The organism is Dyella subtropica (assembly GCF_026283965.1).
In the GTDB taxonomy this organism is placed as follows: Bacteria; Pseudomonadota; Gammaproteobacteria; order Xanthomonadales; family Rhodanobacteraceae; genus Dyella_D; species Dyella_D subtropica.
Window position 1 is genome coordinate 139,912 of record NZ_JAPDPD010000010.1, and the last position, 22,437, is coordinate 162,348.

A 22,437-nucleotide genomic window follows, 5' to 3' on the forward strand; every position below is an offset into this window, starting at 1 on the left:
GCCTTCAGCCTGAGGCTTCGGTGGGAGGGTCCTGCCGGGATACGATTGAAGGTGTTCGGCAGCTAAGCATGCGGTTTACAGGTAGGAGCGCACCCTGTGCGCGATGGCTTATCTACATTAGCGCTACGCCATCGCGCACAGGGTGCGCTCCTACGGGATCATCTGTCTTGGCGCTTGCATTCACATCCGGTGGACCACAGTCAGTAGGCCAGTAATGTCGCTAGCGAGGCTTCCATGATTCGCGAAATCCTGAAGATGGGCGATCCGCGTTTGCTGCGTGTCGCTCCACCCGTACCCGACGCGATGATCGGCACAGCCGAACTCGATGCGTTGGTCGCCGACATGTTCGACACCATGCACGACGCCGGTGGCGTAGGGTTGGCGGCCCCGCAAATCGGTGTCGACCTGCAGCTGGTGATCTTCGGCTTCGACAGCTCCGAGCGTTACCCGGATGCGCCGCCGGTGCCGCAGACCATCCTGCTCAATCCGATGATCATGCCGCTGTCGCAGGACATGGAAGAGGGCTGGGAGGGCTGTTTGTCCGTGCCCGGCCTGCGCGGCGCGGTCAATCGCTACACGCTGATCCGCTACCAGGGTATCGATCCCAAGGGCGGGCACATCGATCGCAAGGCGGATGGCTTCCATGCGCGTGTGGTGCAGCACGAATGCGATCATCTGATCGGCCGGCTCTATCCCTCGCGCATCACGGATTTCAGCAAGTTCGGTTACACCGAGGTGCTGTTTCCGGGCATGGACGTTGCGGACGAGTGAGCTAGGGATGCTCGGCCAGCTGTTCCAGCATGGCCAGCAACACACGCCGCCAACGCAAAAGCGAGGGCGACCAGGCACACGCCGCTCCAGCCCGCCAAGACCCAGGCCAGCCCGGCAACCGCGGAACCTGCGGCGCCGCCGAGAAAGAACAGGCCGGTATACAGACCATTGATGCGGCCTCGCGCTTCAGGGCGAAGCAGGTTGATGGCGCGCCGTCCCAACGCCTGATCGGCGATGGTGCCCGCATCGAGCAGGATCGCGGCGAGGCCCAATAGCATCAGCAACAAGGCCGGTGGGATATGCGCCATTGCCCAGGGCATGCCGGCCAGCCCCGCCAGCACCAGTCCAGCGACGACGCCCACATGCGCGGCGCGGGTAGCGAGCCGAGTCTTGCCGCGATCGCCCAGCCGGCCGGCGATCGGCGCGCTGACCGCACCACTGATGCTTGCCAGCGCGAACAAGGCGATACCGGTGTTACCGAGCGACAGCGGCGCACGCGCCAGTTGCAGCGCCACCGTGCTCCAGAACGCATTGAAGGCGGCAAAGCACAACGCGGCGGTCGTTGCGTGCCGGCGCAGCACCGCTTCTTCGCGCAGCAACCCCCAGAGCGAGGCGATCAGCTGGACGTAGCGGTGATCACCCACGGGGCGGCGGCGTGGCAGGGCCCACATCAGTGCCACCAGCAGCAAGGCAACGGCAGCAGCGAGCAGGCCGTACACCGCGTGCCAGCCCAAGCGTCCGGCGACCAGGCTGGCTAGCGGACGCGACAGCATCACCCCCAGCAACAGGCCGCTCATGACGTTGCCAATCACCTGGCCGCGTCGCGCTTCGACGGTCATGGCGGCGGCCATCGGAATCAGCATCTGAATCGCGCAAGCGCTGAGCCCTACCAGCAGGCTGGCGGTGAGAAACACGGCCGGTGTGTCGATGCAGGCCGCCATCGTCAAGGCGGCGACATGCACGGCCAGGGTGACCAGCACCAGGGCGCGGTTCTCCACCAGATCGCACAACGGCACCAGCAGGAACAAGCCGAGTGCATACCCAGCCAAGGTCAGTGTGGTGATCAGTCCGGCGGCCGCGGGCGACAGGCCTAGCGAAGGGCCGATCATCCCCACCAGCGGCTGTGCCAGATAAAGGCTCAGCACGATCACCGCCGTGGCGAGCGCGAACAGGCGCACAGGCGGGAGGGGCGTGGTCATGGGCAGCTCCAGGGATGTATGTCGTGGGGCTGGAAGTATTGGGCTGGGTGCTGTGAGAGAGAATCGACGAGTTAAGGTAGGTACTATCACGTAAATAGTGAGAATAGATCAGGGCATCCTTCATGGCTGGCATCGATGACTACCGCGTCTTTATCGCGGTGGTGGAACAGGGCAATCTCAGCGCAGCGGCGCGGCACCTGCGTTGCTCCTTGCAGACGGTGAGTCGCGTACTTGCCGGGCTGGAACGCGAGTTGGGCGTGGAGCTGATCCATCGCACCACCCGCCGCGCGCAGCCGAGCGCGGCGGGGCTGGCCTTCCATGCGCGCATCAAGGCGGCACTGGCTGACATCGATCTGGCCCGTTCCTCGCTCGCCGAGCATGGCGCGAAGATCGAAGGCAGCCTGCGCATCGGCGGCTCCACCCAATACGCTCCGGTGCACGTGGTGCCTCTGATGGCCGCCTTTATGGAGCGCTACCCCGACGTAGAGGTAGAGCTGGTGGTGGACGACGGCCACGCGGACCTGCTGCGCGACCGTCTCGATGCCGCCGTGCGCTTGGGCGAATTGCCGGATAGTCGCCTGCAGGCGCGCCTGCTGGGACGGTTGCGCCAGATCGCCTTCGCCTCGCCCGGCTATCTGGCCATCCATGGCCGGCCGCGCACCCCTGCGGAGCTGGCACGGCATGAGTGCGTGCTGCGGCGCTCGGCGAGGGATGCGCAGACCTGGACGTTCACGCGCCACGGCAAATCGCTGCCCGTCGAAGTAGAAGGACGCTTCAGTGCCAACAATGCCGCGGCCTGCAATGTGGCGGTGGCCGGAGGCCTTGGCATCGGCCTGGCGCCGTTGTGGCAGGTGCGCAGCTTGCTCGATCAAGGGCTGGTGGAGCAGGTGCTGGCGCCCTATGGTCTGCCCAGCATGCCGGTGCACATCGTATGGCCGGCCAGCAAGCAGCTGCCGGCGCGCACGCGGGCTTTCATCGATTTCGTGGCGTCGCGCTGGGTGCCCGAGGCATGAAAAGCGCCGGGCTGCAATGAGGGGCCCTAGAGTTTCTGCTGCACCGCGCTTTGCTAGAAGGCCAAAGTGTGGCGAAACTAAGAGCCTTTGAACGGGCTCGTTAGAGTCAGGCTCGTTAGAATGGCGAGCGGCCGCCATCTCATTCCAACGCCGCCCACAGCACAACCACGGGAGAATCCACCATGACAGGAAAGCATTCGTGAGCACCAATCTCGCGACAGGCGCGGATGCGCGCAAGGAGCTGACCATCCGCGGCATCATCCTGGGGGTGATCATCACCCTGGTGTTCACCGCAGCCAACGTGTTCTTCGGCCTCAAGGCCGGCCTCACCTTCGCCACGTCGATTCCGGCGGCGGTGATTTCCATGGCGCTGCTGCGCAGCTTCAAGGATTCGACGATCCAGGAAAACAACATCGTGCAGACGATCGCCTCGGCGGCGGGCACGTTGTCTTCGATCATCTTCGTGCTGCCGGGCATGATCATGATCGGCTGGTGGACGGGCTTCCCGTTCTGGACGTCGTTCGCGGTCTGCGCGCTGGGTGGCGTGCTCGGCGTGATGTATTCGATCCCGCTGCGCCGCGCGCTGGTGACCAATTCCGATCTGCCGTACCCGGAAGGCCTGGCCTGTGCCGAGGTGCTGAAGGTAGGCAGCGGCGGCGACGGCGGCGACGGCAGTGTCGAAGAAGGCAAGGCCGGCCTGCTGGCGGTGTTGTGGGGCTCGATCGTGTCCGCCGTGTTCGCGGTGGTGGTGGCCACGCAGGTGTTCGCTGGCGATGTGGTGAGCTATTTCCGCGTCGGCGACAAGGGCGCGGTGAGCGGTTTCGACTTCAACCTCTCGTTTGCCCTGTTCGCGATCGGCCACCTTGTAGGTCTGTCGGTGGGTATCGCCATGCTGGTCGGTGCGTTGATCGGCTGGGGTTGGGGCGTTCCCCACTACTCGTTGCTGGCGCAGGCCTCCGGCGCGGTCGCCGATCTGGCGCAGGCGACGTGGAGCCACAAGGTGCGCTTCGTCGGTGCCGGCGCCATCGGCGTGTCGGCGATCTGGACGCTGGCCAAGCTGGTGAAGCCGGTGATCAGCGGACTGACTTCGGCGATGGCCGCCGCGCGCGTCCGCAAGGCCGGCAAGGCGGATACGCTGCCGCGCACGGAACAGGACATCCCGATCGGCATCGTCGGCATCATCACCCTGGTCTGCTTCGTGCCGATCGCGTGGCTGCTCGGCTATTTCGCCACCACCAGCGGACTGGGCGACCATCTGGCGGTGCTGGCCATCGGCGGCGTGGCCTACGTCGTGCTGATGAGCTTTTTCGTCTCGACGGTATGCGGCTACATGGCCGGTCTGATCGGTTCGTCGAACAGCCCGCTGTCGGGTGTCGGCATTTTGGTGGTGATCGGCGCGGCGTTGCTACTGGTGGCCGGCATCAAGCCCTATGTGCCGGTCGAGGCGGGCAAGGCCCTGGTGGCGTTTGCGCTGTTTACTACGTCGGTGATCTTCACTGTTGCGGCAATCGCCAATAACAACCTGCAGGACTTGAAGACCGGTCAGCTGGTGGACGCCACGCCGTGGCGGCAGCAGGTGGCCCTGGTCATCGGCGTGATCGCCGGTGCGGCGGTCATTCCGCCGGTGCTGGATCTGCTCAACCACGCTTACGGCTTTGTGGGTGTGCCGGGTGCGGGCGCCCATGCGTTGCCGGCGCCGCAGGCGGGCCTGATCTCGGCGCTGGCGCAAGGCGTCATTACCAACAACATCGATTGGAGCCTGATCGTCACCGGCATCTGGATCGGCGTTGCGATCATCGCCGTGGATGAGGTGCTGTCGCGTACCACCAAGCATATGCGCATTCCGCCGCTCGCCGTGGGCCTGGGCATTTACCTGCCCACGCAAAGCACGTTGATGATTGTGGTCGGCGCGGTGATCGGTTGGTACTTCGACAAGCGCGCGGAGCGTTCAGCCAAGCCGGAGGCGACCAAGCAGCTTGGTGTGTTGCTGGCTTCCGGCTTGATCGTCGGCGAGAGCGTGATCGGCGTGGTGATCGCTGCGATCGTAGCGTTCTCCGGCAAGGGGGCGCCGCTGGCCCTGGTCGGCGAGAGTTTCGGGCCGACCGCCCAGTGGATCGGCGGCATCGCCTTCGCTGCGATCGTGGTGGTGCTGTATCGCTGGATCGCCCGCATGGGGCGTTCGGCAGGCTGATCTACCCGCCCTTACTCTCCCCCTGCTGCCTGCAGGGGAGAGTCAAGGGGCGCTGACATGCCCGTGTCACCATCCAGGCAGGGGCAGGTCGTACACTGCGGCACGCTCGACTCCGTGTCGGCAAGGGGACGAATCGCACCGATAAAGAACGGATGCAGGTTCGACAGGCTATTCTTTACCGTTGCGGTGGGTGGAGCTGGCCCGGCCGGCGAGCGTTTGTGTGCCTAGACGGCACGGGGCGGTCAGGCCCTGGTTCCTGTCTTCCCGCATGCCCTGATTGTGTTGTGGAGGCCGTGGTCGAGTGGTGGAGCAAAAAGGGGCGGAGGCCCCGAATCCGGCAGGTATCTTGGTAAGCCCGAGTCTGAGCGCCGTCTGGTTGCGCCGGCTCGCCGGACCGCTGTTGTCGGTGGGCATGCTGTGCCTGGCGCTATGGGCCCTGCATTCGCTGGCGAGCGAGGTGAGCTATCGCCAGGTGGCGCGCTACGTCCATGGACTGGAGAATCACCGTATCGTGCTCGCCGTGCTGCTCACGGCGGCCAGCTACGGGGTGATGACGCTGTATGACTGGTTCGGCCTGGCCTCGATCGGGCGCCAGCTGCCGCGGGCACGCGTCACGCTGATCTCCTTTATCAGTTACGCCTTCAGCAATGCGCTGGGCATGGCGCTGCTGATCTCCGGCTCCATCCGGTACCGCTTCTATATCCAGGCGGGTCTGTCCACTGTCGAAGTGGCGAAGGTGGTGCTGTATTGCACGGTCAGTTTCTGGCTGGGCCTGATCGCACTGACCGGCGTCACCTTGCTGCTGGTGCCGGTACCGCCGTTCCTTCCGCTGGCCGGCTTTCGCATACCGGTGGCCATCGTGCTTACCCTGATTCCGCTGCTGTGGTTGGGCGGTAATCGGTTGCTGCGCCGGCCGCTGCGCCTGTGGCGCTGGCATGTGAATCTGCCGTCGCCGATGACGGCGGCGCGGCAGATCCTGACCGGTGCGGTGGACTGGGGGCTGGCGGCATGGGTGCTTTACTTGCTGATGCCGAACGAGGTCGACACCGGCTTCGGCCATTTCATGGCGATCTTCGTACTGGCGCAGATCGCTGGCCTGATCAGCCACGTGCCGGGTGGCCTGGGCGTGTTCGAAGCGGTGATGCTGGCCGGCTTCGGCGCCACCGGCAACCAAGGTCTTGAAGCGCCGATCCTGGGCGCGCTGGCCGCATATCGGCTGATCTACTACTTCCTGCCGCTATGCGCCGCCACCATGATGGTGTTGCTGCGCGAAGTGCGTGGAATGCGCAGTAAGGCGTTGCTGGCACCGTGGTTCACGGGGTTGCTGCCGCCGTTCTTCGCCGGGCTGACCCTGGTGTCGGGTGCGGTGCTGCTGTTCTCGGGCGCGACGTCGGCGTTGCCAGGACGCATGGAAATCCTGCGCCATGTGCTGCCGCTGCCAGTGCTGGAGTTCTCGCACTTCCTGGCCAGCATGGTCGGCATGCTGTTGCTGATCCTCGCGCGCGGCCTGCAGCGTCGGCTGGACGCGGCCTATGTGCTGACCCTGGTGCTGTTGCTGCTGGGTGCGGTGCTGTCGCTGCTCAAGGGCATCGATTACGAAGAAGCCACGTTGTTGTCGCTGCTGGCGCTGTGCCTGGCGCCGGCGCACAAGCTGTTCTATCGCCGCGCCTCGCTGTTCAGCGCCACCTTCTCGGTGGGTTGGATCATCGCGATCCTCGCTGTGCTCGGTTGCGCCGGTTGGCTGGTGGCTTTCAGTTACAAGCACGTGGAGTACAGCACCAACCTGTGGTGGGAGTTCAGCTTCTATCACGGCGGTGCGCCGCGCGCGTTGCGCGCGCTGGTGGGCGCGATGGCGGTGGGCCTGCTGTTCGCGTTGGCCAACTTGATCCGCCCGGCGCGGCCCAAGCTGCGCCTGCCGAACGAGGAGGAGCTGACCAAGGCGCTGCCGCTCATCAAGCACTACTCCTCCGCGCAGGCGCATCTCGCGCTGATGGGCGACAAGACCTTGCTGTTCGACGCGGAAGACAAAGCTTTCATCATGTACGACGTCGAAGGCCGCAGCTGGGTTGCTATGGGCGACCCTGTCGGCGAGGACGACGACACGCGCCGCGAGCTGGTGTGGACCTTCCGTGAGCAGTGCGAGCGTGCCGGTGGCTGGCCGCTGTTCTACCAGGTGCGTCCGGAGGATCTGGATCTGTACCTGGAAGTGGGCATGAACTTGCTGAAGATCGGTGAGGAAGCCCGCGTGCGCCTGGACACCTTCAATCTCGATGGCAAGTCGAAGAAGGTGCTGCGCAACACGATCAACAAACTCACGCGCGAAGGCATGCGCATGGAAATCGTGCCGGCCGAATCGGTGCCGGCGCTGCTGCCGCGGCTCAAGCAGATTTCCGATGCGTGGATGCGCGACAAGGGCGTGCGCGAGAAGGGCTTCTCGCTGGGCAGCTTCGATCCGCACTACCTCGCACGCACGCCGATGGCGGTGGTGTGGCAGGGCGAGCAGCTGGTGGCGTTCGCCAACTTGTTCCTCACCGACAGCAAGGACGAAGCTTCGCTGGATTTGATGCGCCATCTGCCGGACGGCACCTCGGGCATCATGGATTTCCTGTTCATCGAACTCATGCAGTGGGCGAAGCAGCAGGGCTATCGCTGGTTCAACCTGGGCATGGCACCGCTGTCGGGCCTGCAGAACCGGCGTACCGCGCCGCTGTGGAGTCGCCTTGGCGCGATGCTGTTCGGCCGCGGCGAGCGTTTCTACAACTTCCGCGGCCTGTACAAATACAAAGACAAGTTCGATCCCGAATGGGAGCCGCGTTATCTCGCCGTACCAGGGGGCATTGCGCTGCCGCTGGTACTGGCCAATGTCGCCAGCCTGATCTCGGGTGGGCTCTCGGGTATGGTGCGTCGATGAAACGTGTTACGAAGATTTTTTCCATCGCGGTGTTGATCGCCGCTGCGGGCGGCCTGCTGGTCTGGCAGCCATGGCATCACGCGACCATGCAGGAATCCCTGTTGGTTCTGCCGGCGAAGACCGGCGTGACGCCGATGGCCGGCCGCGACGACGTGGTCGCCATCTTCTATTCCGGCGATGGCGGCTGGCGCGATCTGGACAAGCAACTCGGCGCCATCCTGTCCGATCACGGCATTCCGGTACTCGGCGTGAGCCTGCTCCAGTACTACTGGCGGGAGCGTTCGCCGGAAGCCTCCGCCGCCGACCTCGATGCCTTGATCTCCCAGTACACCGACAAGCTCGGCAAGAAGCGCGTGTGGCTGATCGGCTTCTCGTTCGGTGCGGACGTGCTGCCCTCCGTGGTCGACCATCTCAGCCCGGAGAATCGTGCTCGCGTGGCGCAAGTGGTGCTGCTGTCGCCCAGCAAGGACGCCAACTTCGAGATCGAGATGGAAGGCTATATGGTCGAGGGCTGGTGGAAGACCCACACCCAGGATTTCTTCCAGTGGCTCAATCCGGTCAAGCACTACGACGCGCGACCGCCCTTGCTCGCCTTGCAGGGCAAGCCGCCGGTGATGTGCTACTACGGCAAGGACGATGAGGACGAGACCATCTGCGCCACCTCGGGTCTGCCGGCGTGGATCAAGGTGTACCGGAAGCCGGGCGACCACCACTTCGATTACGACTACGAAGGGCTGGCGCGGCAGATGATTTCGGACCTGCCCGCGGCGTCTACCGTTCCGTGATGCCTGCGTCAGCTGACGCGGCATGACCTTTGTCCGATATCCCTCGCGGTAACGGGCTTTAAGATCCGCCGATCCCATCCGGGTGTTCCGGTTGCGCCTTACCTGCGAGGTTTGCCCATGGATCGTCGCGATTTTCTCCTCTCTTCGTTCGCAGCCGGTGCGGCCGGCCTGCTTCCCGCCTTCGGTGCGTCGGCGCTCCCTGCGTCGATGTCGCCGAAGAGCCCGGACGATCCCGACCACATCCACGACGCGGTCATCCTGATCGGCGACGCCGTTCCTCGCTACAACCGCGACGTGCTGGCCCGGCTGGATCAGTTGTTGCAGTCGCGCGACAAGGTGAGCGACGGTTATCTGGCAAGGGGCGCCGTGGCGGAACTGGAACAGCGTTTCGCGGCCTTGTTCGGCAAGGAGGACGCCGCCTTCCTTCCCACCGGCACCTTGGCCAATCAGGTGGCATTGCGTGTGTTGTGCGGCGAGCATCGGCGTGCGCTGGTGCAACAGGAGAGCCATGTCTATCGCGATGAGAGCGATGCGGTGACGACGCTCAGCGGCATCAATCTGGTGCCGTTGGCTCCGGGACGGGCGACGCCGGATCTGGCCGAAGTGGAGGCCGCCATCACGCTGGCGGAGAAAGCCGCGTATCCGTTGCCGATCGGCGCCTTGTCGCTGGAAAGCCCAGTGCGCCGCGCGGACGGTGCGATGGTGCCCTACGACGCCGCGGCAAAGATCACCACGCTGGCTCGTTCGAAAGGCATCGGCACGCATCTGGATGGCGCGCGCCTATTGCTCAACATGGGAGCTGATGGTTTCGCTGTCGACCAATACAGCGCACTGTTCGATACGGTGTATGTGTCGCTCTACAAGTATTTGGGCGCGCCGTTCGGCGCCATCCTTGCCGGCACCAAGACCACGGTCGCCAAGGCGCGCGAAATGCGGCATATCTTCGGCGGCACTATTTATCACGGTTGGCAGGCGGCCTTGTTGGCGCTCGATGGGCTGGACGGTTTCGAGCAGCGCTTCGCGCGCGTCCGCGTTGCTGGGGATCAGTTGCTGGCCGGATTGGCCAAGGTCGACGGTCTGACCGTGCAGCGTGTGGAACACGGCAGCAACATCCATTTCCTCCAGGTGGCGAGCGGCCGGCAGCAGGGATTGGTGCAGCGTCTGCGCGCGGCGAATATCCATGTTGGCGACATCGAACAAGGGCGTCTGTCGCTGACCTTCAACGAAACCCTGCTGCGCAAGGATCCCGGTGAGATCGTCAAAGTTTTCGCTAGCTGAGTCTCCCATCGCCGATGCCGGGCGCAATGCCGGCATCGATCTTCTGCGCGGCATCGCCATCCTGCTGGTGGTGCTGCATCACATTGGCTTGCGCATACCACTGAAGAAGACGGCGTTGGCGGACGTGCTTCCGGCCCGTTTGCTGAGTGCGTTGAACTTCAACGGCTACGAGGCCGTGTTCGTGTTCTTCGTGATCTCCGGCTTCCTGATCGCGAGCAATGCCATACGCCGCTGGGGAGCTCTCGGCCAGATCGACGTGCGGGCGTTCTATGCGCGTCGCTTTGCGCGCATCGTGCCCTGTCTGTTGGCATTGGTGGCGGTGCTCAGCGCACTGCACCTGCTGGATGTGCAGGACTACGTCATTGCCCGAGAAGGCCAGTCGCTTCCGCGCGCGATTTTTGCCGCGCTGGGACTGCACCTGAACTGGTACGAAGGGCAGACCGGTTATTTGCCTGGCAACTGGGACGTGCTGTGGTCCCTGTCGATCGAGGAAGTGTTCTATCTCGGTTTTCCGTTGGTATGCCTGCTGATGCGGCGCGACAGATTGCTGGCGCCCTTGTTGCTGGTTTTGGCGCTGGCTTTGCCATGGGCGCTCGCCTCGCTGGACGGCAATGAGATATGGAAGGAGAAGGCTTACCTGCCGGGCATGGCGGCCATCGCCACCGGCGTGCTTGGCGCCTTGATGGTGGCGCGTTGGCAGGCGCCGCGCTGGGCCATGCGCCTGCTGCAATGGATCGGATCGGCGGGGCTGGTTGCGGTGTTCATCGGCATGCACTGGCTGTGGCCGCTGCTGCAGGATGGCGTGATGTTGCTGCTCACGTTCTCGGCGCTCTGTGTGCTGATGGCTTGCCATCAACGCGAGGCGTTTGGGCCGTCGCGTCCGCTTCCGGGTTTCGGCTGGCTGCGTCGGTGGGGACGCCTCAGCTACGAGATCTACCTCACGCATATGTTCGTGGTCTTTGCGATCGTGCGGCTGTTCCAGGCTACCGGCGGCGACCTGCGCTGGGGATGGGTGTGGTATCTGCCGGCGCTGCCGCTGTGCTGGCTACTTGGCATAGCGGTGGAGTGCTATCTGTCCACGCCATGCGAGCGGTGGCTGCGTGGGCGCCTGCTTCGTCCCGAATCGCAGCACGAATCGCCAGCGAGCATCCCTGGATTAGGGTGAGCGCTTGCGCGAACCTGACGAGTGGGTAGGCACGGCACCCGCCGGCCTGTGTGGCCGGGTACTGCTCAAGAAGCAACCACCCGCGCCGTTACCTTCTACGTAACGCCACCTGTCGTTTCGTAGTTGAATGCCCATGAAAAGAATTACCGTCCGCACCCGCCTCACCGCCGCTTTCGGCTTGCTCACATTGCTGGTACTGACCACCGCGGCGGTGGGCGCCTGGGGCATTACGGGCCTCAACCGTACCGCAGTCGCTACACTGCAAGGCGACGTGAAGTTCTCCACCACCGTGCGCCGCATCCAGGCCGATCTGCTGGAGCTGCGCCGTTACGAGAAGGACAGCTTCATCAACATCGGCAATGCCGATACCGTGGCCTCCTATCGCGCCAAATGGACCAAGGCTCACGACACCACGGTGCGCGATCTGGAGACCATGCGCAGTTTCCCGGCCGGCGCCGTGGCGGCAGCCAAATTCGCCGAGCACCTGCACGCTTACGCCGACGGCTACAGCGCGACCATGCAGCGCGTCGTCTCCGGCACCCTCGCCAGCACTCGCGAAGCGAATACCTACTTCACCCAGTTCAAGGATGCCATCCGCGCGCTGGACGAGCTCTCGCTATCGCTCGCCGCCGATGCCGATGCACGGGTCAGCGGCATCGAGCCCCAACTGCATGCCCGCGCGCGCGTTGCGATGATCGCCGCCGGCACCACCGTCAGCTGCGCCATCCTGATCGCCGCCATCCTGTCCTTTCTCACCACGCGCCGCATCATGACCCCGTTGATGCGCGCCCGCGGCCTGGCCACGGCGATCAGTGAAGGCCACCTCAACAATGCGCTGCTGGTAGAGGGTAGTGATGAGTTCAGCGATACGCTGCATGCCCTGCGAACGATGGACAGCAAGCTGGCTGAAATGGTCGGCAGCGTGCGCAGCACTTCCGAGCTGGTCACCGCCGCCGCGCGCGATATTTCGCAGGGTAACGACCATCTATCGCAGCGCACGCAGGAGCAAGCCTCCTCGCTGGAGGAAACCGCCGCCTCCATGGAGGAAATGACCGCCACCGTCACCCGCAACGCTGAGGGCGCCGAACAAGCGCGCGACCTGGCTTACAGCGTGCGCCAGAATGCCGAGCACGGCAGCCGCATCGCCAAGGCGGCGATCGAGGCCATGCAGGACATCCGCGGCGCCAGCGGCAATATCGTGCAGATCATCGGCCTGATGGACGAGATCGCGTTCCAGACCAACCTGCTCGCACTCAACGCCGCGGTTGAAGCGGCCAGCGCCGGTGCGCATGGCCGCGGCTTCGCCGTCGTCGCCAGCGAAGTGCGCAACCTCGCGCAACGCAGCGCTGCCGCCGCCAAAGACATCAAGCGGCTGATCAACGACAGCAACGAAAAAGTCGCGCATGGCACCGAACTGGTCGGCAAGACCGGTCAGGCGCTGCAGGGCATCGAGACCGGCGCCCGTAGTGTCAGTGGCATCGTCGAAGAAATTGCCGCAGCCTCGCAGGAGCAGTCGCAAGGCATCCACCAGGTCAACATCGCCATCGCCACCATCGACGGTGTCACTCAGCAGAACGCTGCACTCGTGGAACAGGCCAGCGCTGCCAGCTGTAGCGCACTGCACCTGGCGCAGGATCTGCTGCGCCAGATGGCGTTCTTCAAGGTCAACGTCGTGGCGTAGGTTGGGTTGAGCGCCAGCGAACCCCAACCTGCGGCGCGCTTTCAAAGCTCCATCAGGTCGCGCCCTACCACCAGCCGTCCCTTGAAATGCGGTGCCACCGCGTCGCGCCATACCTCGTCGGCAAGCGAGGCATCGCCACCCGGCACGAAGTGCGACAGCACCAGGGTTTTTACGCCCGCCTCGCTGGCGACGCGTCCGACCTGTTCGGTGGTGGTGTGGCTGGCGAGCAGGTGCTCGCGCAGGTAGGCTGCGTTCGGCTCGCTTGCGATCAGTTTTTCCAGGGCGGGTAGATACATCACTTCGTGCACCAGCACGTCGGCGCCGTGCGCGAGTTCGATCAGCGCGTCTGACGGCCGTGTATCGCCGGAGAACACGATGGAGCGGTCCGGACAGTCAAAGCGATAGGCAAAAGCGGGTGCGACCGGCGGGTGTTGCACCAGTGCGGCGGTGACCTTGACCCGCTCGTCTTGCATCACCAGGCCGCCGCGAGTGATTTCATGCGGAGCGATCAGCGGTGCCAGGGCAGGGCGTCCCTCGTCGGCGATGCGTGTGCGAATGTCGTAGTCGTTCATTTGCAGGAACAACTCGGTCATCTTCGCCAGCGGCGGCGGTCCCCAGGTGTCGACACCCGTGTGCAGTTTCGCTGCCCAGGCCAGCCACAACAGATTGCCGTAGTCGGCGTTGTGGTCGGAATGCTGGTGGGTGATGAAGACGTTGCGAATGGCGCCAAGATCGAGCCCGGCCTTCACCATCTGCTGTGCCACGCCGTTGCCGCAATCGATCACGTAGATGACGCCATCCACCACGATGGCCTGCGCCGGTGCCGCGCGATTCGGTTTTGGCGTAGGGCCGCCAGCCGTGCCGAGCAGGATCAGGCGCGAGCGCGAGGCGGGTGCGGCGCGGAGCGCGAAGGGTAGGGCGCCGCAGGCGGCGAGGCCGAGCGAAAGGCCAGCGGCCTTCAGTAGCCGGCGGCGGCGATGATCGATCTCGCTATCGGTGTGCATGACAACGCCAAGCGCCAGAGAAGCCCGGACTATGCCGCGATCCCGGTGGCATGAAAAGAACGTTCAGCGATAGCTATTGATCGTGTCGCGTAGTTCCAGCGTGGCTTTGCGTGCCGCGTGGGCGAAGTCCTCACCGTTGCCGGCGTACAGGATGGCGCGAGAGGAACTGATCATCAGGCCGGCGCCATGGGCCGTGCGGCCATTACGCACCACGGCTTCGACATCGCCCCCCTGCGCGCCGATACCCGGCACCAGCAGTGGCATGTCGCCGACCAGTGCGCGCACTTCGGCCAGTTGCTCTGGCCAGGTGGCGCCGGTGACCAGGGCGCAGTTGCCGTGGCTGTTCCAGTCGCGCGCGATGATCTTCGCTACGTGCTGGTATAGCGGCATGGTGTGGCCGTGTTCGTCAGTCACGGAGAGATCCTGCAGGTCGGCTGCGCCCGGGTTGGACGTATGGCAAAGCAGGATCACGCCCTTATCGGCGTGATTGAGAAATGGCTGGATCGAGTCGCGGCCGAGATACGGATTCAAGGTGACGGCGTCGGCACCGTAGCGATCGAATGCCTCGCTGGCGTACTGCTGCGCCGTACTGCCGATGTCGCCGCGCTTGGCGTCGAGGATCACCGGCACGCCCGGGTGATTAGCGTGGATGTGCGCGATCAGGCGCTCCAGCGCATCCTCCGCGCGCAGTGCGGCGAAGTGTGCGATCTGCGGCTTATAGGCGCAGACCAGGTCGGCGGTGGCGTCGACGATGTTGCGGCAGAAGGTGAACACCGCATCCGCGTCGTTACGCAGGTGGGCGGGGAATTTCGCGGGCTCGGGATCGAGGCCGACGCAGACCAGTGAGTTGTTGCGTGCCCATGCCTGTTGCAATGCCTGCATGAAACTCATGGTGGTCTCCGGTGATCTTTGTGTTCGTCATTCCGGCGCAGGCCGGAATCCAGTGGCGTATGCGTTTGAAGAGGCGGCACCGCTGAGGTGTGCTTCGCACGATTGGCCTAACTGGATTCCGGCTTTCGCCGGAATGACGTCTCGTGTTGCGATTACGCCAGCTTCTTGTACTTCACGCGATGCGGCCTGGCGCCTTCATCGCCGAGGCGGCGCTTCTTGTCGGCCTCGTACTCGTTGTAGTTGCCGGGGAAGAACTCCACGTGCGAATCGCCTTCGAACGCGATGATGTGCGTGGCGATGCGGTCGAGGAACCAGCGGTCATGCGAGATGACCATCGCGCAGCCGGGGAATTCAAGCATCGCGTCTTCGAGCGCACGCAGCGTTTCGACGTCCAGATCGTTGGACGGTTCGTCGAGCAGCAGCACGTTGCCACCCTGCATCAGGGTCTTGGCCAGGTGCAGTCGGCCGCGCTCACCGCCCGACAAGCTGCCGACCATCTTCTGCTGGTCGGTGCCCTTGAAGTTGAAGCGGCCGATATAGGCGCGCGACTGCAGCTCGTACTTGCCGATGGTGATGATGTCGGCACCGTCGGAGATTTCCTGCCACACGTTCTTGTTCGGATCGAGGCTGTCGCGCGACTGGTCGACGTAAGCCAGCTGCACGGTGTGGCCGAGCTTGACCTCGCCTTGGTCGGGCTGTTCCTGGCCGGTGATCAGCTTGAACAGGGTGGACTTGCCGGCGCCGTTCGGGCCGATCACGCCGACGATGGCGCCCGGCGGCACTTTGAACGAGACGTCGTCGATCAGCAGGCGATCGCCGAACTGCTTGGACACGTTCTTGAACTCGATCACTTCCTGGCCCAGGCGCTCGCCCGGCGGAATGTAGAGTTCGTTGGTTTCGTTGCGCTTCTGGTACTCGACCGAGTTCAGTTCCTCGAAGCGGTTGATACGCGCCTTGCCCTTGGACTGACGGCCCTTGGCGGCCGAACGCACCCACTCAAGCTCTCGTGCGAGGGCTTTCTGACGGCCCTTTTCGGCGGCTTCTTCGCGGGCCAGACGCTCGCTCTTCTGCTCGAGCCAGTCGGTGTAGTTACCCTTCCACGGAATACCGCGGCCGCGGTCGAGTTCGAGAATCCACTCGGCGGCATGCTCGAGGAAGTAGCGGTCATGGGTGACCGCCACCACGGTGCCCGGGTAGTTCTGCAGGAACTGCTCCAGCCAATCCACCGACTCGGCGTCCAAATGGTTGGTCGGCTCGTCGAGCAGCAGCATATCGGGCTTGGACAGCAGCAGACGGCACAGTGCCACGCGGCGCTTTTCACCACCGGACAGCGGGCCGATCTTGGCGTCCCACGGCGGCAGGCGCAGCGCGTCGGCGGCCACTTCCAACTGACGCTCCAGCGCATGGGCGTCGTTCACCGCGAGGATGCTTTCCAGCTGCTCCTGTTCTTTCGCCAGCTTGTCGAAGTCGGCGCCTTCCTCGGCGTAAGCGGCGTAGACCTCTTCCAGACGCTTCTGCGCGTCGAGAATGACGGAAACGCCTTCTTCGACCGCTTCGCGCACAGTCTTTTCCGGATCCAGCTGCGGCTCCTGCGCCAGGTAGCCGACCTTGATGCCCGGCTGCGGGCGGGCTTCACCCTGAAAATCGGTATCCACGCCGGCCATGATCTTCAGCACCGTGGACTTGCCCGCGCCGTTCAAGCCCAGCAGGCCGATCTTGGCGCCGGGGAAAAAGCTGAGCGAGATGTCCTTGATGATCTGGCGCTTCGGGGGAACGATCTTGCTGACCCCGTTCATGGTGTAAATGTATTGCGAGCTCATGGAGTCTCCGGAGGCGTGCGCGCCGCCTGTCCGGAAAGGTGGGCGATGCGCTGGGCGTGGGTAACAAACCGCGCATTATAGCGGGTGGCGGGGCATTGCCGGTGACGGTCTGAGGTGATGATTGCCCGCGTTTTCGCGGCAGTTGGCCGCTGGCCGCCATCTTCCGGCGTCCGTGCGCCATGCCCATCGTCCATCCTGCGTCGTTCTTTGGATGGGCCGGAGGGAGTGTTATGGAACGGCTGGGAGCGGGAGAGGCGCTGATGCGCGGGATGGCGCGGCTCGACGCCCGGGCCGAGCGATGGGCCTTGCGGGGCGGCGGCTGGGCCGTGGCACTGCACGAGTTCGTCTGCTTTGGAGTGAAGCAGGCGTCGGCCTGCCTCTTCGGCGGCTGCATGGTGGCCTTGTTGGTGCTGACCTGGGCCTTCTATCCGCAAGGCGCCTGGCTGGCGCGCTATGACTTCCTCACGCTGGCGGCGTTGGCGATCCAGGGCGCATTGATCCTGCTCGGGCTGGAAAGCCGGGAGGAGGCCTGGGTGATCCTGTTGTTCCACCTGGTTGGCACCGCGATGGAGGTGTTCAAGACGGCGGTGGGCTCATGGGCGTACCCCGAGGCCTCGCTGCTGCGTATCGGCGGCGTGCCGCTGTTCACCGGTTTCATGTACGCCTCGGTTGGCAGCTACATCGCGCGGGCGTGGCGATTGTTCGACTTCCGTTTTGTGCGCCATCCGTCGTTTGGCGCGACGGCATGGCTGGCGCTGGCGATCTACCTCAATTTCTTTGCGCACCATTATTTGCCGGATGCCCGGCTGCTGCTGTTTGCGGCGGTGGCGATCCTGTTCGGCCGGACCTGGATCTTGTTTCGGGTGCGCGATGCTTATCGGCGGATGCCGCTGTTACTGGGTTTTGTGTTGGTGGCGGGTTTTATCTGGCTGGCGGAGAACGTGGGTACGTTCACTGCGGCCTGGCGTTACCCGGCGCAGCGGCATGGGTGGAGCATGGTGCCGCTGGGCAAGCTGGGGGCTTGGTTGCTGTTGATGATCATTAGTTATGTGATGGTGTCGGCGGTGGCTGGGAGGCGCTTGGGGAAGGGGCGGTGATGCCGATGTGGTATCGCTCGGTTGTTGCGTTGTTGCGGCCTGGTTCGCCTGCGGCGGGCTTCCGTCCTCCTGCCGGAGGCCGGGTCACTTTTCTCTGTTTGGCCAGAGAAAAGTAACCAAAAGAGAGGCCACCCCGGTTCCGCGCCCTCCGGCTTCGCCTGCGGGTCCGTGAGGGCTGGCCGGGCTTTTCGACACGACGTCCCTGTCGTGTCGAAAAGGCATCGACGTCCTGTCGATGCCCCCTTCGGGGCCTGATCGTCCAGCCCTCACCGCTGCACAGGGGACCCGTCACGGGCTCGCTTTGCATCGCTTTGCTTTTGCTCCCTCCCTTGCTTGCGACGCAAAGCTAGTCCCGTGGGACAGGGGAGGGTTGGGGAGGGGTGTGGGCGCTCGGTACAACGGCGCTACTTTGCGGCTTGAGGTTTTTGGCCGCAGCGCGTTATCGCTCGCTATCCAGCGATGCCATGCCCTGCGTGCTGTAGCGGTCCCCGGCTGCCGCGCCAGCAGGCACGGCGCGCCCGATCGCGGCGAGGTCGTCGGCACTCAAGATGACGTCGAGCGCACCCAGTGCCTCAGTCAAGCGGGAGCGCGTGCGTGCGCCGATCAGCGGTACCACGTCTTCGCCACGCGCCAGCACCCAGGCAATGGCCAGCTGCGCCACGCTTACGCCACGGGCCTGGGCCAGTTCGCGCAGCAGGTCGACCAGGGCCAGGTTGTGGTTGAGGTTGTCGCCCTGGAAGCGCGGGCTGTGGGTGCGGAAGTCGCGTGCGTCGGTGCTGCGTTCCTTCGACCAGTGGCCGCTGATCAGGCCGCGCGATAGCACGCCGTAGGCGGTGATGCCGGTACCCAGTTCGCGGCAGGCGGGCAGGATGGCTTGTTCGACGCCGCGCGAAATCAACGAATATTCGATCTGCAGGTCGACCACCGGCAGCACGCTGGAGGCGCGGCGGATGGTGTCGACGCCCATTTCGGACAGGCCCAGGTGCCTCACGTAGCCGTCCTTGACCAGGTCGGCGATGGCGCCCACGGTATCTTCGATCGGCACGTTCGGGTCTAGCCGGGCAGGGCGGTAGATGTCGACGTAGTCGGTGCGGAGCCGCCGGAGCGAGTAGGCGAGGGCGGTCTTCACCGCCGAGGGGCGCGCGTCGTAGCCCAGCCATTCGCCACCCGGTCCGCGCTGTGCGCCGAACTTCACGCTGAGCAGGTAGCCGTCGCGCGGCCGGTCGGCCAGGGCCTCGCCGAGCAGCATCTCGTTGTGGCCCATGCCGTAGAAATCGCCGGTGTCGAGCAGGCTGATGCCCACATCGAGCGCCGCGAGGATGGTGGCGCTGCTCTCGCTTCGCTCGGTAGCGCCGTACATGTCGGACATGCCCATGCAGCCCAGGCCCAGGGCGGAGACGTGCAGGTTCTGCTTGCCGAGAGAACGCCATTTCATGGACTGGGCTCCGGTCTAGAGATGCTCATGCTGCCCCCGGGTTTCGCCTTCCGGCAAGCGTTGAGATAGGGCGGATGGCCACCGCTCGCCTGGCGGTGGCCGCTAAGCCCCCCGGGCGCTACACTTTCCGGCTCTATCCCCGCTCGCCACATGCAGAGGTCAGGATGTTCCCGAAGAACGAGACGATCGCCGGTTACGACGCTGAACTGGCCCAGGCCATCGCCGACGAAGCCCGTCGCCAGGAAGATCACGTTGAACTGATCGCCTCGGAGAACTACGCCAGCCCGCGTGTGATGGAAGCCCAGGGCAGCGTGCTGACCAATAAGTACGCCGAAGGTTATCCCGGCAAGCGCTACTACGGTGGTTGCGAGTACGTGGATGTGGCCGAGAAGCTGGCCATCGACCGCCTCAAGCAGCTGTTCGGCGCTACCTACGCCAACGTGCAGCCGCATTCCGGCTCGCAGGCCAACCAGGCGGTGTATCTGGCCCTGCTGCAGCCGGGCGACACCATCCTCGGCATGTCGCTGGCGCACGGCGGCCATCTGACCCACGGCGCCAAGGTCAACATCTCCGGCAAGCTGTTCAACGCCGTGCAGTACGGCGTCAACGAGCAGGGCCTGGTCGATTACGACGAAGTCGAGCGCCTCGCCGTCGAGCACAAGCCGAAGATGATCGTCGCTGGCTTCAGCGCTTATTCGCAGGTGATGGACTGGGCGCGCTTCCGCGCTATCGCCGACAAGGTGGGTGCTTATCTGTTCGTGGACATGGCTCACGTCGCAGGCTTGATCGCCGCGGGTGTGTACCCGAACCCGGTCCCGCACGCGCACATCGTTACCTCGACCACGCACAAGACCCTGCGCGGTCCGCGCGGCGGCTTCGTGATCGCCAAGGACGTTGGCGAAGAGATCGAGAAGAAGCTGCAGTCCATCGTGTTCCCCGGTATCCAGGGTGGCCCGCTGATGCACGTGATCGCCGCCAAGGCGGTGGCGTTCAAGGAAGCGCTGGAGCCGTCGTTCAAGGACTATCAGGCGCAAGTGGTGAAGAACGCCAAGGCCATGGCCAAGACCTTTATCGAGCGCGGCTACAAGATCGTGTCCGGCGGTACCGAGAATCACTTGATGCTGGTCGACATGATCGGCCGCGACGTCACCGGCAAGGACGCGGAAGAGGCGCTGGGCAAGGCCCACATCACCGTCAACAAGAACGCCGTGCCAAATGACCCGCGCAAGCCTTTCGTCACCTCCGGCCTGCGTATCGGTACGCCGGCCATCACCACCCGCGGCTACAAGGAAGCGGATGCGATCGAGCTGACCGGCTGGATCTGCGACGTGCTTGACGCGCCGGCCGACGAGGCGGTGATCGCCACGGTGCGTGAAAAAGTCACGGCGCAGTGCAAGAAGTTCCCGGTTTACGGCTGAGAGTCAGAAATCAGTGAAGAGGAGTGAGAAGTGAGTAAAAGCCCTTTCTCTCGTTGCTCACTTCTCTACACTCACTCCTGACCTATGCATTGCCCCTTCTGCCAGCACGAAGACACCCGCGTGATCGATTCGCGGCTTGCTGAGGACGGCGCCACCGTGCGCCGTCGTCGTGAGTGTCCGCAGTGCGGCGAGCGCTTCAATACCTTCGAGACGGCCGAGCTGAAGTTGCCGGCCATCGTGAAGAGCGGTGAACGGCGCGAGAGCTTTGACGAACGCAAGCTGCGCGTGAGTTTCGAGCGCGCCTTGCAGAAGCGGCCGGTGGCGAGCGACGCGGTGGATGTGGCCGTGCGCACCATCGTCAACGACCTGCGCAAGAGCGGCGATCGCGAAGTGCCGTCGCGGGAGGTGGGTGAGCTGGTGATGCGCGAGCTGAAGAAGCTGGATCAGGTGGCTTACGTGCGCTTCGCTTCGGTCTATCGCAAGTTCGAAGACGTGCAGGCGTTCCGCGAGGAGATCGAGAAACTCGAGCGCGATCTGCCTGGGCTCGAAAACCTGCAGCTCTCGCTGCTGGGCGAGGGCGGCATCAAGCGTAGTAAGAAGAGCTGACTCTTCTCCGCCGTCCGCAGCATTCTGCGAGAATGCCTCGCATGTCGCCCATCCCCTTCAGTGCAATCGATCATCAGCATATGGCGCACGCGCTGCGCCTGGCCGAGCGTGGCCTGTTCACGACCCAACCTAATCCGCGCGTCGGCTGCGTTATCGCACACGGCGACGTGGTGGTGGGCGAAGGCTGGCATCAGCGCGCAGGCGAGCCGCATGCCGAAGTGTTCGCGTTGCGTGCGGCTGGCGAGCGCGCCCGTGGCGCGACCGCGTATGTGACGCTGGAACCCTGTGCGCATCACGGGCGTACGCCACCCTGTGCGGACGCGTTGGTTGCCGCTGGCGTATCGCGCGTGGTGATCGCTACCGAGGACCCTTTTCCGCAGGTGGCTGGCCGTGGCATCGGCAAGCTGCGCGGCGCCGGCATCGTCGTCGAGTCCGGGTTGATGCGGGAGGCGGGGCGCGAACTCAATATCGGTTTCTTCAGCCGCATCGAACGTGGCCGTCCCTGGGTGCGCGTGAAGCTGGCGATGAGTCTGGATGGACGCACCGCACTGGCGAATGGCGAATCGAAGTGGATCACTGGTGATGCCGCGCGTGCCGACGTGCAGCGTTGGCGTGCACGCAGCTCCGCGATCCTCACCGGCAGCGGCACCGTGCTGGCGGACAACCCACGCCTTACTGTGCGCCTGCCGGAAGGCGAAGCGTTCACGGCGCCGCTGCGCGTGGTGCTGGATCGCCGGCTGAGCACGCCAACGGCAAGCCATGTTCTCGACCACGCTGCACCAACGCTCGTGCTGCATGCGGCTGGCGTTGTCGAGCCGACGCATGTCGCCCACGTCGAGCGTGCGTTGGTAGCTGAGCAGAACGGGCAATTGGATCTGGCGGCGGTGCTTCGCCTGCTGGCCGAGCGTGGCTGCAACGAGGTACACGTGGAAGCAGGCGCAACGCTTTGCGGCGCCTTGCTGGCCGCGGGTCTGGCGGATGAGTTGCTGATCTATATGGCACCTCTGTTGTTGGGCAATCATGGGCGTCCGCTGCTGCAGTTGCCTGCCTTGAGTGACATGGGCGAACGCTGGAATCTCCAGCTACTTGACCAGCGTATGCTGGGATCGGATATCAGGCTGAGGCTGCGTCCCGCGCCGACAGCCCGCGACAACATGGTTTAGAGGTACACA

17 protein-coding genes are annotated in these 22,437 nt (G+C 64.5%); 12 read left to right on the plus strand and 5 right to left on the minus strand.

All coding sequences use genetic code 11. The annotated features are described in order from the left end of the window. The first annotated feature begins 234 nt into the window (after positions 1-234). A complete protein-coding gene (def, locus tag OUZ45_RS10665; RefSeq protein WP_266170027.1) occupies positions 235-771 on the plus strand; it encodes a peptide deformylase in 537 nt (178 codons plus the stop codon). Here def and OUZ45_RS10670 read toward each other — a convergent pair. Further along, entirely contained in the window at positions 726-1,970 is a 1,245-nt protein-coding gene (locus tag OUZ45_RS10670) for an MFS transporter (RefSeq protein WP_266170028.1), read from the minus strand. The two genes, def and OUZ45_RS10670, sit on opposite strands and share 46 nt — an antisense overlap. Positions 1,971-2,092: 122 nt before the next feature. On the opposite strand from OUZ45_RS10670, the gene OUZ45_RS10675 reads away from it, so the two are divergent. From OUZ45_RS10675 to OUZ45_RS10705, 7 genes are all read left to right on the plus strand, one after another. Next, entirely contained in the window at positions 2,093-2,983 is an 891-nt protein-coding gene (locus OUZ45_RS10675; protein WP_266170029.1) for a LysR family transcriptional regulator, read from the plus strand. Positions 2,984-3,182: 199 nt separating this feature from the next. Further along, entirely contained in the window at positions 3,183-5,174 is a 1,992-nt protein-coding gene (locus tag OUZ45_RS10680; protein ID WP_266170030.1) for an OPT family oligopeptide transporter, read from the plus strand. A 346-nt stretch (positions 5,175-5,520) separates the two neighbouring features. Then, positions 5,521-8,085, plus strand: coding sequence for a bifunctional lysylphosphatidylglycerol flippase/synthetase MprF (gene mprF / locus OUZ45_RS10685; RefSeq protein ID WP_266170031.1), 2,565 nt, complete (start codon positions 5,521-5,523; stop codon positions 8,083-8,085). Then, entirely contained in the window at positions 8,082-8,870 is a 789-nt protein-coding gene (locus OUZ45_RS10690; RefSeq protein WP_266170032.1) for a virulence factor family protein, read from the plus strand. Before mprF ends, OUZ45_RS10690 begins: the two co-directional genes overlap by 4 nt. A gap of 117 nt (positions 8,871-8,987) precedes the next feature. Beyond that, entirely contained in the window at positions 8,988-10,148 is a 1,161-nt protein-coding gene (locus OUZ45_RS10695; RefSeq protein ID WP_266170034.1) for a threonine aldolase family protein, read from the plus strand. Beyond that, positions 10,120-11,313, plus strand: a complete 1,194-nt coding sequence (locus tag OUZ45_RS10700; RefSeq protein ID WP_266170035.1) for an acyltransferase family protein — start codon at positions 10,120-10,122, stop codon at positions 11,311-11,313. The genes OUZ45_RS10695 and OUZ45_RS10700 overlap by 29 nt, the downstream gene beginning before the upstream one ends. A gap of 133 nt (positions 11,314-11,446) precedes the next feature. Continuing rightward, a complete protein-coding gene (locus OUZ45_RS10705; protein ID WP_266170036.1) occupies positions 11,447-12,994 on the plus strand; it encodes a methyl-accepting chemotaxis protein in 1,548 nt (515 codons plus the stop codon). 41 nt (positions 12,995-13,035) lie between these two features. On the opposite strand, the gene OUZ45_RS10710 is transcribed toward OUZ45_RS10705, so the two are convergent. From OUZ45_RS10710 to ettA, 3 genes are all read right to left on the minus strand, one after another. After that, a complete protein-coding gene (locus tag OUZ45_RS10710; protein WP_266170037.1) occupies positions 13,036-13,998 on the minus strand; it encodes an MBL fold metallo-hydrolase in 963 nt (320 codons plus the stop codon). A gap of 63 nt (positions 13,999-14,061) precedes the next feature. Then, positions 14,062-14,889, minus strand: a complete 828-nt coding sequence (pyrF, locus tag OUZ45_RS10715) for an orotidine-5'-phosphate decarboxylase (protein WP_266170038.1) — start codon at positions 14,887-14,889, stop codon at positions 14,062-14,064. 152 nt (positions 14,890-15,041) lie between these two features. Then, positions 15,042-16,709 (minus strand): energy-dependent translational throttle protein EttA, encoded by a 1,668-nt coding sequence (ettA, locus tag OUZ45_RS10720; RefSeq protein ID WP_266170039.1) that lies wholly within the window; start codon positions 16,707-16,709, stop codon positions 15,042-15,044. Positions 16,710-16,939: 230 nt separating this feature from the next. Between ettA and OUZ45_RS10725 the strand changes: the two genes are divergently transcribed. Further along, entirely contained in the window at positions 16,940-17,806 is an 867-nt protein-coding gene (locus OUZ45_RS10725) for a DUF817 domain-containing protein (protein ID WP_266170041.1), read from the plus strand. A gap of 439 nt (positions 17,807-18,245) precedes the next feature. Here OUZ45_RS10725 and OUZ45_RS10730 read toward each other — a convergent pair whose 3' ends face one another. Then, a complete protein-coding gene (locus OUZ45_RS10730; protein WP_266170042.1) occupies positions 18,246-19,241 on the minus strand; it encodes an aldo/keto reductase in 996 nt (331 codons plus the stop codon). A gap of 164 nt (positions 19,242-19,405) precedes the next feature. Here OUZ45_RS10730 and glyA point away from each other — a divergent pair, with 164 nt between their 5' ends. From glyA to ribD, 3 genes are all read left to right on the plus strand, one after another. Beyond that, on the plus strand, positions 19,406-20,659 hold the full coding sequence (glyA, locus tag OUZ45_RS10735) for a serine hydroxymethyltransferase (RefSeq protein WP_266170043.1): 1,254 nt from the start codon (positions 19,406-19,408) through the stop codon (positions 20,657-20,659). Between the two features lie 84 nt (positions 20,660-20,743). Further along, on the plus strand, positions 20,744-21,265 hold the full coding sequence (gene nrdR / locus OUZ45_RS10740; RefSeq protein ID WP_266170044.1) for a transcriptional regulator NrdR: 522 nt from the start codon (positions 20,744-20,746) through the stop codon (positions 21,263-21,265). 41 nt (positions 21,266-21,306) lie between these two features. Then, positions 21,307-22,428 (plus strand): bifunctional diaminohydroxyphosphoribosylaminopyrimidine deaminase/5-amino-6-(5-phosphoribosylamino)uracil reductase RibD, encoded by a 1,122-nt coding sequence (gene ribD, locus OUZ45_RS10745; RefSeq protein WP_425601684.1) that lies wholly within the window; start codon positions 21,307-21,309, stop codon positions 22,426-22,428. Positions 22,429-22,437: the final 9 nt, after the last annotated feature.